The sequence below is a fragment of the Enterococcus bulliens genome (assembly GCF_053761865.1).
In genome coordinates, this window is the sequence record NZ_JBSMXK010000031.1 from 1 (window position 1) to 14,837 (window position 14,837).

Consider the following 14,837-nt stretch of genomic DNA (forward strand, 5'->3'; position numbering starts at 1 on the left):
GAACGAGAATTTTTATGATGAATCAGTTAATCGTCATAAAATAACAAAAAAATCAGAGGAAGCAGATTTCTCTACTTCCTCTGATTTATAAAATTTCTCTTCATCAGTCCTTATTGACAAAGAGCCTTTCTTTAAGCTTCAATGGTAAAGATCCAACCTTCAGGAGCTTCTTTATCTCCAAATTGGATGCCAACTAATTCTTCGTATAATGATTTTGTCACAGGACCTACTTCAGTTTCGCTATAAAAAACATGGAAGTCATTTTTAGTCTGGATTCCGCCAATCGGTGAGATAACAGCAGCAGTACCACAAGCACCAGCTTCAACAAATTCATCTAAACGATCGATACAAATATCGCCTTCAATCGCTTCTAATCCCAAGCGCTCACTTGCTAAATAGAGCAATGAATATTTTGTAATACTTGGTAAAATTGATGGCGATTTTGGTGTGATAAATCGGTTATCTGCAGTGATTCCAAAGAAGTTTGCCGAACCGACTTCTTCGATTTTCGTATGTGTTTCTGGATCGAGATAGATACAGTCTGAAAAGTTCTTCTTGTGTGCTTCTTCTCCTGGTAACATACTCGCAGCATAGTTTCCACCAGTTTTCGCTGCTCCGGTTCCATTTGGTGCTGCACGATCATAATCTGATACGATAAAGTTTGTCGGCACTAATCCGCCTTTAAAGTAAGGTCCGACTGGCATACAAAAAACAGTGAAGATAAATTCTTTAGCGGGTTTTACGCCAATAATATCCCCAACACCAATCAATAGCGGGCGAAGATATAGCGTAGCACCTGTTCCATATGGAGGAACAAATGCTTCATTTGCTTTGACTACTTGTGTTACGGCTTCTAAAAATAATTCTTGAGGTACTTCAGGCATACGTAAGCGTGAAGCACTTTTATTTAGACGTTTGCTGTTTTCATCTGGACGAAATAAATTGATATCGCCATCTTTTCTACGGTAAGCTTTTAATCCTTCAAAGCACTGTTGACCATAATGAAGTGCAGGAGAGGATTCGGAAATATGAAGCACATTATCTTCAGTTAGGGTGCCGTTATCCCAAGCGCCGTCTTTATATGTCGCTAAAAAGCGATAAGGGGTTTTGATGTAGTCAAATCCCAAATTTTCCCAATCAATTGTTACTGCCATGTAATCCACTCCTTTTGTTTTTCACAGTATATCATTTCTTGATTTTATTGTCATTATTTTCTGAAAATTCATGCATTAAAAAAGGAGATAGCAGTAGTGTACCATCTCCTCTAAAAAGCGAATAATCAGTATTTAAAAATGAACTATTTCAACAATAAATCGATGAATTATCGGTATAGATAAAGTGATTATTCGGATTGTTCGTCTTCTTTTTTAGAACGCTCCATTTTGTGCCAGCTCAGAGACTAAAATTTTCCACCGCCGCCACCAAATGTTCCGCCACCGCTAGAATGGGTCGTACTTCCGCCACCAAATCCACCACCGTTATTATTATTGGCTTTAGGGATTCTACGTGTCGTGACAAAAGAGTTAGTCAATCGATCTTGTTGTAAGGTCAATTCCAAGCTTGATTTTTCTGATAACGGGTAGTGATATGTTTTACCTTTCAGTTGATAGCGCGCTTTGATGATGATAAAAAAGCCTACGCTAAAAATGAGTGCGACCACTAAGGAAATCGTGAGTTCTAAAGGAGTCAAGGATTTGTAATACGTGATTTTTCCAGTATCACGATCGATTTGATACTGGCCACTGGGCACACCATCTTTGACAAATGTCGTCAATTCGTTTAGATAGCTCGCCGCCGCTTGATAATAGTCACCAGCTGACAATTGTGTTTGGATCGTATCTGTAAGTTCACTTAATCGACGATCGGTAACGTAATCGATCATATTACCAGAGGTAGAAACGTGATAGCCGCGATTCCCCATATCGATTAAAAAAACGGAACCGTTGTTATTGTTGCCGATTTGATCGCGTAGAAAATCATCAGCGTAAGTTTCTTCGTCATCCTGATTTTCTGTCGTCGTGACAACAAAGGCTTGACCTTTGATACGTTCATTTAAAGGTGTGGCTAGTGCATCTAATTGCTCGATCTCACTTTGCGTAAATAAGTTTGCTTGATCAAATACCGTTTGTGCATAAGCTTTTGATGAAAAAAATAAGCAGCTAGTAAATAAAACAAGTAGCAAAAAGTAACGTTTTTTCATATGAAATAGCCTCCAATCATCAGTAGGATAGCTAAAATAACAAAAATCCCAGCAGATGCTAGACCTAATTTTTGATAACTCAATGGTAAGACACCACTTGTTTTTCCGGTTTGACCGTTCATTGCATAATAAAAAGGGGTCTGACGATCTTGTGCTTGATACGTCACAAGCCATACGGGTAATAACACATATTCATTTTGTTCATTTAGAATTTGCGCAGAGCTTTGTGTTGTACGAAACGTAGTGTAACCATTGACCGTATTGCGCAATAACTGACTACTAGCTTCAGTCAGTTCTTGATCGACAGTTGGCTTGATCTCGATAAATTCTAGATCACGTTTTTCTGCTTGAAAACCAGAGAGATATTGGTTTTGAAAAGGAACAGCTTTTTCTAAAGGAAACGGTTGTACGCCAGTCACCATTTTTTGTTGGGTATTTTTGGATAGAGCATGTTTGATAAATTCTCTAAACTGCATCTTTCCTTGTCGTCTTACGGCAAATGTTTTCGTTTCCGTGTATTCAATGTCGCCTACGATCCAGACACGAATCGAGGTTCCGACACCAGATAATTCTCCTTTTGTTTGTGCATCGACTGACCAGTAGGGGAAGTAGACACCGGTCAATTTTTCGACTTGTGCTTCATCAAAAAAGTTTTTTGGCACAAACCATTTCTTTTTCGCCCAAGCTAAGAATGTTTCTTTTGCTTCTTCTTTGTCGATGGCAAAAGGCAAGACACGACTAGGTAAGAATTTACCGCTTAAACGTCCAGTCAAGACGACTGGATTATGGCAAAAGTAACAATAAGTTGCCGCAGTCGTTGCATCGGTCACGATCTCAGCACCACAACTTGGACAAGTAAACAGTTCCATCTCTGCTTCTTCTTGGCCCACATTGGTTTCAGAGATGACCGGGTCTACATCGACGTGGGCTTCTTGTTGTGCTTGTTCAGATTGGGTGACTTCTTGTGCGGTGAAAATACTTAAACAATAAGGGCAGTGAAACTTTTGATCACTCGGATCAAAAGTGAGTGCACCGCCACAATTAGGACATTTATGTGTTATGACGTCCATCGATCTTCATCACCTCCAACTAATCTAAGGGTATTGCCTGAAATGGTTGGCCGCACTCTGGACAGAACTTAGGCACACCATTTGATAAATCTACGACTTCATGACATGCCGCACACTTCATCTTGATGCTAGGAGTGGTGCTTGGTTTTGGTGTTCCACAATTACTGCAAAATTTCCCTTGGTTTTCTTGCCCACATTCTGTACACGTCCAACTATTTGTTTGTTGTTGTTGCTGTTGTTGCATTTGGGCTTGATTGTTTTGTGACGCTTGGTTCATAAAACCGCTAGCCGCATTCATCCCAAGGTTGACTCCCATAAACCCATTTGTAGCACCATTTGGATTACTACCAGCATTTTTAATTCCTTCTGCAACAGCACCTTGCACATAACCTTCACGAATACCAGGATCTCCTAGCATCGCCCCTTGATTACGCATATTGATCAATTTCATTGAATCATCGGTATACGAGATACTTGCGACTGCAACTGAGACGATTTCCATTCCACGAAGGTCACGCCATTCATCGTCTAGTACTTGGCTCATGTATTTGCTTAGCGCCATGCTTTTAGAAGGAACATAAGAAATTCGTTCTCCATCAGCTGACATTTGATTGATCGATGTTTGCAAAGCTGTTAAAAATTCAGCTAAGTATTGTTCGTTGATATCTTGAATATCGACTTGTGTACGATCATGAGGAATCGCATTTTTATAAAACAAGATCGGATCTGTGATCTTGATTGAATAGGTTCCATGTGCACGTAAAAATAATTCGGCATTGTAGAAATTATCAAAATAATTCAAAGGTGAAGCCGTCCCGAAGCGAATCCCTTTGATCTCTTGTAGATTGATATAGAAAATTTGTTGTTTTTGAGGTGTCACACCACCGTATTTAAACCGATCAAACGTTTCGGCAATGGCTTCTTTCAATGAACCATTGAGCATTGAAGGAGCAGAATGATTTGCAATCGTATAATAGCCTTCTTCAGCAGTGTAGTCGATGATTTTTCCACCGTCGACTAACAACATCATCATATTTGGATAAACATGAATGACAGTACCGTCTGTTAACACATCATCGGTTCCTTTTTTATTCGCGCCACGTTTACTATCTTTGCGAATCTTGACTCCTTTGGTCAAGACAGTGGTATCACTCATGCGATCAGGTTCGATGACTTCGACCCATTGATCGGCTAATCCGCCGCTGATCATACTTGTTGCTGCTTTGATTAATCCCATTCTAAATTCCTCCTTAAAGTGGTTATAAACTGTCTTTAGTATACCATATCTTGAATTTAAACGGATATCCGTCCAAGGTCTTAGAGCTTTTTATAGAAATGAGTAGCGGTGCTTTATTTTTAAGGGGAAATTTCGTATAATGGTAGTTAGTAAATTTTTTTAAGAGGGGACAAATTATGGCCTATCAAGCACTTTATCGAGTATTTCGTTCGCAACGCTTTGATGCGATCGTCGGGCAACGTGCGATCACGCAAACGCTAAAAAATGCGATCGTGCAAGAACAAATCTCGCATGCCTATTTGTTTACTGGACCGAGAGGAACGGGAAAAACAAGTGCGGCTAAAATTTTCGCCAAAGCAATCAACTGTCCCAATAGTGTGGATGGGGAGCCATGTAATGAATGTGAGATGTGTCTGTCGATCACAAATGGGAGTCAAGAAGATGTGATCGAGATCGATGCGGCAAGTAACAATGGTGTCGAAGAGATTCGTTTTATTCGTGACCGTGCCAACTATGCACCGACACAAGCAATGTACAAAATCTATATTATTGATGAAGTCCACATGTTGTCGACTGGGGCATTTAATGCCTTGTTAAAAACATTAGAAGAACCAAAGAAAAATGTGATTTTTATCTTAGCCACAACGGAACCACACAAAATTCCAGCAACGATCATCTCTAGAACGCAACGCTTTGATTTCAAACGGATCCAAGTGGCCGATATCGTCGATCATCTAGCAGAGATCTTACAGGAACTACATGTCGAATACGAGCCAAACTCACTGACGATTATCGCTCGTTCTGCAGAAGGTGGAATGCGGGATGCGCTAAGTATTTTAGACCAAGCCATCGCATTTAGTGACGGACAAATTACCGAACAACATGCATTAGAAGTAACAGGAAGTTTGACCAACGAGAAAATGGATCATTTTTTACAAGCTTGTCTAAATGAAGAAGTATCGGATGCATTGAGACAATTACAGCTGATGTTAGAAGATGGCAAAGAGAGCAATCGATTATTGGAAAATTTATTGTTTTATTGTCGAGACATCTTACTCTATCAACAAGCACCTGATTTATTGATCCAAGAAGGAAAGCAATTGAGTGAAGGATTTGAACAATTGACGCAACAAGTGCCAGCTGAACAAATCTATACATGGATCAAAATTTTAAATGAGACCCAACAAGAAATACGGTTTACGACAAGTCCAGGAATTTATCTGGAAGTTGCGACGGTGAAACTAGCGGCAAAACAACAACCGACAGTCGTTGGAACCACACAAGCAAATCCAAATCAACTGCAAGCTGTTCGGCAAGAAATTGACGAATTACGCCAACAGCTCAAACAAGTCACAAACCGTCCACAAGAAGCACCGAAACCTAAAAATCAAGTACGCCAAGTCACGAGTACGTATCGTGTTCCAAGAGAACGGGTCAATCAAGTGTTGGCAAAAGCGACCAAAGAACGGATGCTACAAGTCAAAGAAATCTGGGAAGACCTACTTGCTTCACTTAGTCCAACACAAAAAGCAATGTTGCGTGCTAGTGAACCAAAGGCTGCTAGTGATAATGGATTGGTTATTGCATTTGATTATGAGATTATCTGTCAACGGGCAACGAGTGATGCGGAATTTTCGTTAGCGATTCATAATCAAATCAGCCGCTTTATTGCAGATTATGCACCAGAGTCGATTTTTATTACTCAAGGTGATTGGCCTGAACTACGAAATGATTTTCTTGCAGGAAATCAAGGAGATGGTACACTAGAGGTAGAAGATGCTGCAGATGGAGAAGTTTCACTTCTACCAGAAACTGAGGATCTTGTCGTCACCAAAGCACAAGAGTTATTTGGTGATTTGATTAAAATAGAAGAAAATTAAATGAAATGAGGATATAAATTATGATGCGTGGAATGGGAAATATGCAAGGCATGATGAAACAAGTACAAAAAATGCAAAAAGAGATGGGACAAGCGCAAGAAGCGTTAAATCAAAAAGAATTTACTGGTGAATCAACAAACGGTTATGTAAAAGTAACCGTAACGGGAGACCGTAAAGTCAAAGCAGTCACAATCGCACCAGAAGTCGTGGATCCAGACGATGTGGAAATGTTAGAAGATCTAGTAGCATTAGCTGTGAATGATGTGATCAGTAAAGTCGAAAAAGAAATCGAATCAACGATGGGCAAATATACTAAAGGCTTACCAGGATTCTAAGATAGGGGCAAAATGGTATGCAATATCCAGAACCAATCGCGCGTTTGATCGCGAGTTATATGAATTTACCCGGTATTGGCCAAAAGACGGCGACACGACTAGCTTTTTATACGATCGATATGAAAGATGAAACCGTAAATGAATTTGCTAAATCGTTACTAAGTGCTAAACGTGATCTACATTTTTGTTCAGTGTGTGGCAATATTACACAAGAAGATCCTTGTGAAATCTGTGCAGATACAACACGTGACAAAAGCATTATTTTAGTCGTCGAAGAGCCTAAAGATGTGATGTCATTAGAGAAAATGCGCGAGTATCGTGGATTGTATCATGTGTTGCACGGGGTATTGTCTCCGATGGAAGGGACGGGTCCAGAAGATATCAATTTATCTTCTTTGATCGAACGCTTGCATGATGATAGTGTCAAAGAAGTCATTATCGCAACGAATGCAACGACTGAAGGAGAAGCGACAGCGATGTATCTTTCGCGATTGATCAAACCTGCAGGAATCAAAGTGACGCGACTAGCGCATGGGTTATCTGTAGGAAGCGATATCGAGTACGCAGATGAAGTCACGTTATTAAAAGCTGTTGAAGGCAGAAGAGAAATCTAGTGTGAACTAGTAAGATGGAGGAAAAACGTTGAACGGTTTATTTATCACAATCGAAGGACCAGATGGAGCAGGAAAAACAACAGTTATGAACGAGTTGTTCCCGATTTTACAACGCACCATGAAAAAAGAAATTATTCGGACAAGAGAACCTGGGGGCAGCCAGATCGCAGAACGGATCCGTAAGATCATTTTAGATCCGACGCATGAAGAAATGGACGAACGCACAGAAGCATTGCTTTATGCCGCAGCAAGACGTCAGCATTTGATCGAAGTGATCCTGCCTAATCTAGAAAAAGGAAATGTCATTTTGTGTGACCGCTTTGTAGATAGCTCGCTAGCCTATCAAGGGTCTGGTCGTCGCATTGGAGTCGATAAAATCGCGCAGATCAATGAGTTTGCTACAGAAGGGTTGAGCCCTGACTTCACGCTTTATCTTGATATCGATTCTGATGAAGGATTACGTCGAATCGCACGTCATCGGAATACACAAGTTGACCGATTGGAGCTTGAAGGGTTAGAATTTCATCAAAGGGTCCGTCACTCTTATTTAAAATTGGCGGAAGCAAATCCAGAACGAATCCATACGATCAATGCAAAACAGGGGATTCAAGTCGTTGTCGATGAATGTTTTGCAAAAATCAAAGAGACTTACCCAAACTTTTTTGAGGAGTGAGAGACATGAAATTAGTAATCGCGATTGTACAAGACAAGGATAGTAACCGTTTGGCAAATGAGTTTATCGATGCAAATATCCGCGCGACCAAATTATCTTCTACTGGTGGATTTTTAAAAGCCGGAAATAGTACGTTTATCGTAGGGATTGAAGATGAACGCGTGGAAGAAGCTTTAGGATTGATCAAAAAAACGTGTCAATCAAGACATCAATACGTCTCAACACCGATGTCTTTAGACATCTCACTAGATGGTCAAGTACCTTATCCAGTTGAAGTTGAAGTAGGTGGTGCGACTGTCTTTGTCCTACCAATGGAAGGATTTTATCACTACTAAACAGTTGAGGAGAGGCTATGGAGGAAACTGAATTTTTACGTGAATACCAACCATGTCTCTTAACGCAAATGACAAAAATGATGGAGCATGAGCATCTCGCTCATGCTTATCTTTTTGAAGGCGATGAAGGGACAGGTAAACATGAGTTAAGTATGTGGCTCGCAAAGCGGATGTTTTGTGAGCAAATACAAGATGGCAATCCTTGTGATCAATGCTTACAATGTATGCGGATCGACCAAAATGAGCATCCTAACGTACAAGTCATTAAACCAGACGGACAAACGATCAAAGTTGATCAGATTCGCCAGTTACAAGCGGAATTTTCAAAAACAGGATTTGAAACACGGGATCAATGTTTTATTATCCGTCAAGCAGATACGATGAGTAGCAGTGCTGCGAATAGTTTATTGAAGTTCTTAGAAGAGCCGCCAGGTAGTTTCGTTGCGATACTTGAAACAAATAGTTTAGGAAAAGTGCTCCCGACTATCCAATCACGCTGCCAATTGATCCACTTTTCTCCGTTATCTAAAGCACATTTGATTGAAAAATTACACGCAACAGGAATTTCTGAGAAGACGGCTGCTTTGTTGGCGCAATTGACCAATAGTTTTTCAAAAGCAGTTGAAATCTCTGAAGATGAATGGTTTAATGAAAGTAAAGAGATTGCGAAAAAGTGGTTGGATCAATTGAGTGCAAAAACACCAGATGCGTTTTTATTTGTACAAAAACAGTTGGTACCACTCGCTAAAGAAAAACACCAACAACTGATGTTGCTAAAAATCATTCAAGGCTATTATGAAGAAGCATTCCAAACAGGTAAAATTTCATATCAAGAAATCGAATGTTTATTGCAAGCACAACGAAAAATACAAGCGAATGTTTCGTTTCAAAATAGTATGGAACAATTTGCGTTGCGTGTGGTCTCAAGTTAAAGGAGGGTCTAAATGGTTGAAGTAATCGGCATTCGTTATCGTGCTGCCGGCCAAATCTATTATTTTTCGCCTGGCTCAGAAACTTTTTTATACAATGATCAAGTCATCGTCCACGCTCAAGAAGCAATTCATTTTGCAACTGTGGCGATTCCAAATAAACATGTATCCCCTGAAGACCTACCAAATGAGGTGCGTCCGATCCTTCGTCGTGCGAGTGCACAAGATATCGAAAAACATGAAGCAAATTTAAAAGATGCTAAAGCTGCATTACAAGTCGGAAAACAAAAAATTCGTGAACATGAACTTGCGATGAAGTTGATCCATATTGAATACACGTTTGATCGTGCGAAAATGATTTTTCAATTTACGGCAGATAATCGTATCGATTTTCGTGAATTGGTCAAAGAATTAGCAAGCATTTTTAAAACCCGTATCGAGCTAAGACAAGTCGGGGTGCGGGATGAGGCAAAGATTCTAGGTGGGATCGGTCCATGTGGACGCCAACTGTGTTGTTCGACTTTCTTAGGTGATTTTGTTCCCGTATCGATCAAAATGGCAAAAGATCAAGGCTTGTCATTAAATCCTGCTAAAATCTCTGGATTGTGTGGCCGTTTGATGTGTTGTTTGAATTATGAAAACGACGAATACGAACAAGCGAAAAAAGAGTTGCCAGACTATGGTCAAGAAGTCGTTACACCAGAAGGTAAAGGGAAAGTTGTGGGCTTGAATCTTTTAAGTCGCATCGTAAAAGTACGCTTATTTGGTGGACCACCGACTGCTGTCGAATATGAGTATGAAGAATTAAAAGCAGGTGAAGGGCATGAAAATGGATAAACGTTCGTTATATGATGGGTTAAACCAATTCGAAGGTGAATTTCGTGCATTATTGGCGAATTTAGTCGAAATGAAAACCTCTTTACAAGAAGTCGTGGAGAAGAACACTCAGCTAGAACTTGAAAATCAACGCTTGCGTGATCATATCCGTGAGTTGAATCAAACAGCTGAAACACCTGCTGAAAAAGTTACACAAGAATTATCAAAATCACGGATGAACTTAGAAAAAATCTATGAAGAAGGATTTCATGTTTGCTATGACCTTTATGGCTCAAGACGTGAGCATGATGAACCGTGTGCCTTTTGTCTAGAAGTAATTTATCGAGAGATTGGTAAATAGTTTAATACGAAAAAAACTAGAAGAAAGCAAATCTTGCTTTCTTCTTTTTTAAAGGAGTACCGTATGCAACAGCAAAAAAGTTATAAACAAGCGACTAGTGGGGCACTTTACCTTGTTCCCACACCGATTGGAAATTTAGAAGATATGACGTTTCGAGCAGTTAAAATTTTGAACCAAGCTGATTTGATTGCCAGTGAAGACACTCGAAACACACAGAAATTACTCAATCATTTTGAAATCCAAACCCCACAAAAAAGTTTCCATGAACACAATTACCAAGAACGAATTCCGCAATTACTGAATTTGTTAACTGAAGGAAAAATGATCGCACAAGTCAGTGATGCAGGAATGCCTTCAATCAGTGATCCTGGTCAAGAATTAGTGGCAGCTTGCCTTGAACAAGAAATCCCAGTCATCTCATTGCCAGGGCCGACCGCAGGATTGACAGCGTTGATCGCTTCAGGACTTAAAGCGCAACCGAATCTATTTTATGGGTTTTTACCTCGTAAAAAAAAGGCGCAACAAGAAGCACTAGCAACCCTCGAATCACAAGAGGCGACAATAATGTTTTACGAATCTCCTCATCGTGTTCACGCGACATTAAGTGCAATGGTCGAAGTATTTGGACCAACTAGACAAGCAGTCATTTGTCGAGAGTTGACGAAGATTCATGAAGAATATTTACGTGGTACATTAGCTGAATTAGTCGCGTATACAAAAGACGCGACGTTAAAAGGTGAATGTTGTCTATTGGTTTCAGGTAAACTAACTTCTGACGAACCGTTGAGTACTGTTCCGCTCAAAGAACAAGTCGAAGAATTGATTACACAAGGGATGAAACCCAATGCTGCAATCAAAGAAGTAGCCAAAAAAATGCAGGTAACGCGCCAAGAAGTCTACGCGATTTATCATGAATTAACGTAAAATAAGCCGAATCATTCTCGAAATAGGTGAACCTATTTTCGAAAAGAATTCGGCTTATTTTTTTTCGATCACACTCTCTTATTTGTAGTGCTGATAAAGCGTTTCTAAATCGCTCATTTCAAGTAATAGAACATGGCCAATATTGGTTTCTTTTACGGTAGTACGATTGTCGACCGTTTCCACTAGACGCTTGGTCGAAACGATATCTGTTCCGTATAATACTGCTTCTTCAATGGAAGAAAAGGGTTGATGTGCGGCTAATTGTAATCCATAGCTATTCGAAAGTAAGGTGTAGCCGGCGATTCCTGTTTCTTTTTGATAACTTTTTGCAAACCCACCGTCGATTACGATCATTTGCCCATTTGCCTTGATTGGATTTTCGCCATCTTTTTCCTTAACAGGCGTATGGCCATTGATGATATGTCCACCTATCGGAAGCGAGAAAGCTTGTAAAATATCTTGGCATACTTGTTGGTCATTGCGTAATTTATAATAAGCATTTTTATGTTCGATATGTGTACAGTGATCGACTAAATAATAGCGTTCGAATGTCGTCATAGCCGTTTTACCAAATAATGAAGAACACTCACCTGACCACAGGTACCATAAAAGATCCGTTGCTAGATCTTCAGATTGATTTTTTTGACGGTAGCTGATACGAACTTGTTTTTCAAAAAAGTCGAGTAAGTCTTTTCCGGCGTACTGGACATTATCGATTCTTAAAGATTTAAAGTCACCATTTTCATGAAGAGGAATACAGCCGTGGATCAATAGATTGTCGTTATAGCACAAATACATGCTTCCTTTTTCGATGAGAAAATCCATATGTCGTTTTAATCGTTCAGATTGTTGGACGGATTGGATCAATTGGTCGACTAAATGGAGTTCTTCTTCAGTTAGTGCTGTAGGCTGTTTTGGATCGATCGTAGGTCCGAAGAATCCATCTAAGGGAAATTCACCTTGATCCAATGTGATCGTTTGTGTCGTATAGTCGATCGCTTCTAGTAAACGTCGTTTTTCCATCCGAAAATCTGGGCGGCGATCGATCAATTGTCCTTCTAATTTAAACTGTAAAATCGCCGTGGCTTGTTGGACGACATTTAAAGTATCTTGTTCTAATAAAGAGATTTCGCTTTTAGTTGATAATTTTGGTGCGAATTTTTTTTGTGGAGTATAGTGCGTCCGACTGTATTCGACTAAAGGTCTTAACGCGATACCATAGCGTTCTTCGATAATATCTAAATTCCCATAACGCGCACTGATTCGCAATAAATTCATCAAAGCGACCTTTGAACCTGCCATAGCGGCCATCCAGATAATATCGTGATTTCCCCACTGGATATCGACTGAATGGTATGCGATCAAACGATCCATAATGGCATCAGGTGCAGGTCCGCGATCGTAAATATCTCCGACAACATGCAAATGATCGACAACAAGGCGTTGGATCGTATAGGCTAGATCTTCAATCAGTTCATCGGCTTGTTTTAATGCAATGATTTTATCGATAATCGCATGTAAATAATGTTCTTTGTCGTGATTTTCGTAACTTTCTGTCAATAATTCTTCGATGATATAACTAAAACGTGGTGGTAATGCCTTGCGGACTTTAGAACGAGTATATTTTTTACTCGCATAATTTGTGGCACTAACGAGCAAGGTGATATTTTTTTGATACCAATTGTGTAAAGAGGCACCTTGTTTTTGGCGCTTGATTTCTTGAATCTTTTGTTCAGGATAATAAATCAAGACGGCTAAGGCATTGATATCAACTTGCTTTTTATCAAAGCATTCACGAAGTTTTTCTTTTACACTACCAGAACCATTGCGTAAAACATGGTCAAAAGCCAAAAATTCACCGTGTACATCACTGATAAAATGTTCAGTGCCTTTAGGTAGGTGTAAAATCGCCTCTAAATTAATAATTTCAGTAGCTACATGTTCTTTCGTTGGGAACTTTTCCTTTAACAACGTATAATATTTTTTATCATCCATTCTCATCACCTCATCCAATAGAAAAACTATAGCAGAAAAAAAAGCACTTGTATAGCTAAAACGGACAAGTGAAATGCTGCACGTTGTAAACAAACGCATGTTTGCATTATAATAGAGTTGAGGTGAGGACGATGAGTGGATTAGAATTTCCTTTACATAATAATACAACGCGCAGGATTATTCATATCGACATGGATGCTTTTTTTGCATCAGTCGAAGAACGAGATCAGCCCGAATTAGCGAAAGCTCCATTAGTTATCGCGCGTCATCCTAAAGACACTGGTGGAAGAGGGGTGGTGACGACGGCAAATTATCATGCCAGAAAATTTGGGATCCATTCTGCGATGAGTGCCCAAAAAGCCTATGAACTTTGTCCTAAAGCAATCTTTATTCCGGGAAATCATGAAAAATATCGCGAAGTCTCAAAACAAGTTCGTGAAATTTTTTTTCGGTATACCGATCTCGTTGAACCAGTATCGATCGATGAGGCCTATTTAGATGTAACAAAAAATCATCTAGACAGTAAATCGGCAATCAAGGTCGCCAAATGTATCCAACATGATATTTTTAACGAGTTACACCTGACGTGTTCGGCGGGAGTGAGTTACAATAAATTTTTAGCAAAACTAGCATCTGATTACCAAAAACCACGTGGATTGACGGTGATTCGTCCAGAAGACGCGCAAGTCTTTTTAGACGCATTACCAATCGAGAAATTTCATGGTGTTGGAAAAAAAACCATTCCGAAAATGCACGAATTAGGGATTTACACAGGAAAAGATCTCGCAAATCAATCAGAAATGGATTTGATCCAAGAATTTGGAAAGATGGGCTATTCTTTGTATCGGAAGGTTCGCGGAATTCATTTGGCACCAGTCGAGATTCATCGTGAACGTAAATCGCTAGGGAGAGAACGCACGTATGGACAAGCATTGCGCACAGAAGAGCAGTGTCTTGCTCAATTACGACAGCTCGCTCAAGATGTTGAAGTCCAATTGATCAAAGAACAAAAGCATGGTACGGTAATTGTTTTAAAATTACGATACGATGACTTTACAACAAAAACCAAGCGGCATAGTTTACGCCAAGCGATTCATCGAAAAGAAGAGTTATTTTCCAATGCTAGTCTCTTATTTGAAGAGTTATATCAAGAGGAGCAAGGAGTGCGATTATTAGGAATTACGGTGACAAGTCTAGATCCAATCGCTTATGAACATATTGAATTGCCATTATGGCCAGAAAAAAAGATGTGACAAAAGTCTATCGTACTCTCTAACCAATCGAATAAACGGTATCTCAGAAGTATCTTAAATAAGCCGCATCACGACCGAAATAGATAAATCGGCTCTATAATTTAATGGACTGATGAATTGAATTCAATTCATCAGTCCATTTGTCATTTTAGGTATTAAAAAACATACTCGCTTCCTGTATGATTAAATCACCACAAAATAAACAAACGAAAGGA

General features: G+C 39.6%; 15 protein-coding genes. 10 read left to right on the forward strand and 5 right to left on the reverse strand.

Going from position 1 to position 14,837, the window contains the following annotated elements:
* Window positions 1–131: 131 nt before the first annotated feature.
* The 4 genes from ACWOEC_RS11200 to ACWOEC_RS11215 form a co-directional block, all read right to left on the reverse strand.
* Window positions 132–1,154 (reverse strand): branched-chain amino acid aminotransferase, encoded by a 1,023-nt coding sequence (locus ACWOEC_RS11200; protein WP_455308270.1) that lies wholly within the window; start codon window positions 1,152–1,154, stop codon window positions 132–134.
* A 245-nt stretch (window positions 1,155–1,399) separates the two neighbouring features.
* Window positions 1,400–2,200: a TPM domain-containing protein gene (locus tag ACWOEC_RS11205; protein ID WP_455308272.1), complete on the reverse strand. Its 801-nt coding sequence runs from the start codon at window positions 2,198–2,200 to the stop codon at window positions 1,400–1,402.
* Window positions 2,197–3,270, reverse strand: a complete 1,074-nt coding sequence (locus tag ACWOEC_RS11210; protein WP_455308274.1) for a TFIIB-type zinc ribbon-containing protein — start codon at window positions 3,268–3,270, stop codon at window positions 2,197–2,199. Before ACWOEC_RS11210 ends, ACWOEC_RS11205 begins: the two co-directional genes overlap by 4 nt.
* A gap of 19 nt (window positions 3,271–3,289) precedes the next feature.
* On the reverse strand, window positions 3,290–4,507 hold the full coding sequence (locus ACWOEC_RS11215) for an SPFH domain-containing protein (RefSeq protein ID WP_455308276.1): 1,218 nt from the start codon (window positions 4,505–4,507) through the stop codon (window positions 3,290–3,292).
* A gap of 176 nt (window positions 4,508–4,683) precedes the next feature.
* On the opposite strand from ACWOEC_RS11215, the gene dnaX reads away from it, so the two are divergent.
* The 9 genes from dnaX to rsmI all read left to right on the forward strand — a co-directional run bounded on the left by dnaX (window position 4,684) and on the right by rsmI (window position 11,374).
* Window positions 4,684–6,387: a DNA polymerase III subunit gamma/tau gene (gene dnaX / locus ACWOEC_RS11220; protein ID WP_455308278.1), complete on the forward strand. Its 1,704-nt coding sequence runs from the start codon at window positions 4,684–4,686 to the stop codon at window positions 6,385–6,387.
* 20 nt (window positions 6,388–6,407) lie between these two features.
* A complete protein-coding gene (locus ACWOEC_RS11225) occupies window positions 6,408–6,722 on the forward strand; it encodes a YbaB/EbfC family nucleoid-associated protein (protein ID WP_297079522.1) in 315 nt (104 codons plus the stop codon).
* 17 nt (window positions 6,723–6,739) lie between these two features.
* A complete protein-coding gene (gene recR / locus ACWOEC_RS11230) occupies window positions 6,740–7,336 on the forward strand; it encodes a recombination mediator RecR (RefSeq protein WP_297079524.1) in 597 nt (198 codons plus the stop codon).
* Window positions 7,337–7,364: 28 nt separating this feature from the next.
* Window positions 7,365–8,009, forward strand: coding sequence for a dTMP kinase (gene tmk, locus ACWOEC_RS11235; RefSeq protein WP_297079526.1), 645 nt, complete (start codon window positions 7,365–7,367; stop codon window positions 8,007–8,009).
* Window positions 8,010–8,014: 5 nt separating this feature from the next.
* Window positions 8,015–8,344, forward strand: a complete 330-nt coding sequence (locus ACWOEC_RS11240) for a cyclic-di-AMP receptor (RefSeq protein ID WP_016184645.1) — start codon at window positions 8,015–8,017, stop codon at window positions 8,342–8,344.
* Between the two features lie 17 nt (window positions 8,345–8,361).
* The gene (gene holB / locus ACWOEC_RS11245) at window positions 8,362–9,276 is read left to right on the forward strand and encodes a DNA polymerase III subunit delta' (RefSeq protein ID WP_455308281.1); all 915 of its coding nucleotides are present in this window, start codon (window positions 8,362–8,364) and stop codon (window positions 9,274–9,276) included.
* A 12-nt stretch (window positions 9,277–9,288) separates the two neighbouring features.
* Window positions 9,289–10,110 carry a PSP1 domain-containing protein gene (locus ACWOEC_RS11250; RefSeq protein WP_455308283.1) on the forward strand — a complete coding sequence of 274 codons (822 nt, stop codon included), beginning with the start codon at window positions 9,289–9,291 and terminating at the stop codon, window positions 10,108–10,110.
* The gene (locus ACWOEC_RS11255) at window positions 10,103–10,450 is read left to right on the forward strand and encodes a DNA replication initiation control protein YabA (protein ID WP_297079583.1); all 348 of its coding nucleotides are present in this window, start codon (window positions 10,103–10,105) and stop codon (window positions 10,448–10,450) included. Before ACWOEC_RS11250 ends, ACWOEC_RS11255 begins: the two co-directional genes overlap by 8 nt.
* 63 nt (window positions 10,451–10,513) lie before the next feature.
* Window positions 10,514–11,374, forward strand: coding sequence for a 16S rRNA (cytidine(1402)-2'-O)-methyltransferase (gene rsmI / locus ACWOEC_RS11260; protein ID WP_455308286.1), 861 nt, complete (start codon window positions 10,514–10,516; stop codon window positions 11,372–11,374).
* A 78-nt stretch (window positions 11,375–11,452) separates the two neighbouring features.
* Here the strand turns inward: rsmI and ACWOEC_RS11265 are convergent, their stop codons facing one another.
* Complete coding sequence (locus tag ACWOEC_RS11265) at window positions 11,453–13,369, reverse strand: fructose-1,6-bisphosphatase (RefSeq protein ID WP_455308288.1); 1,917 nt, start codon at window positions 13,367–13,369, stop codon at window positions 11,453–11,455.
* Window positions 13,370–13,500: 131 nt separating this feature from the next.
* On the opposite strand from ACWOEC_RS11265, the gene dinB reads away from it, so the two are divergent.
* Window positions 13,501–14,622, forward strand: a complete 1,122-nt coding sequence (gene dinB / locus ACWOEC_RS11270; RefSeq protein WP_455308290.1) for a DNA polymerase IV — start codon at window positions 13,501–13,503, stop codon at window positions 14,620–14,622.
* The last annotated feature ends 215 nt before the right edge of the window (window positions 14,623–14,837 follow it).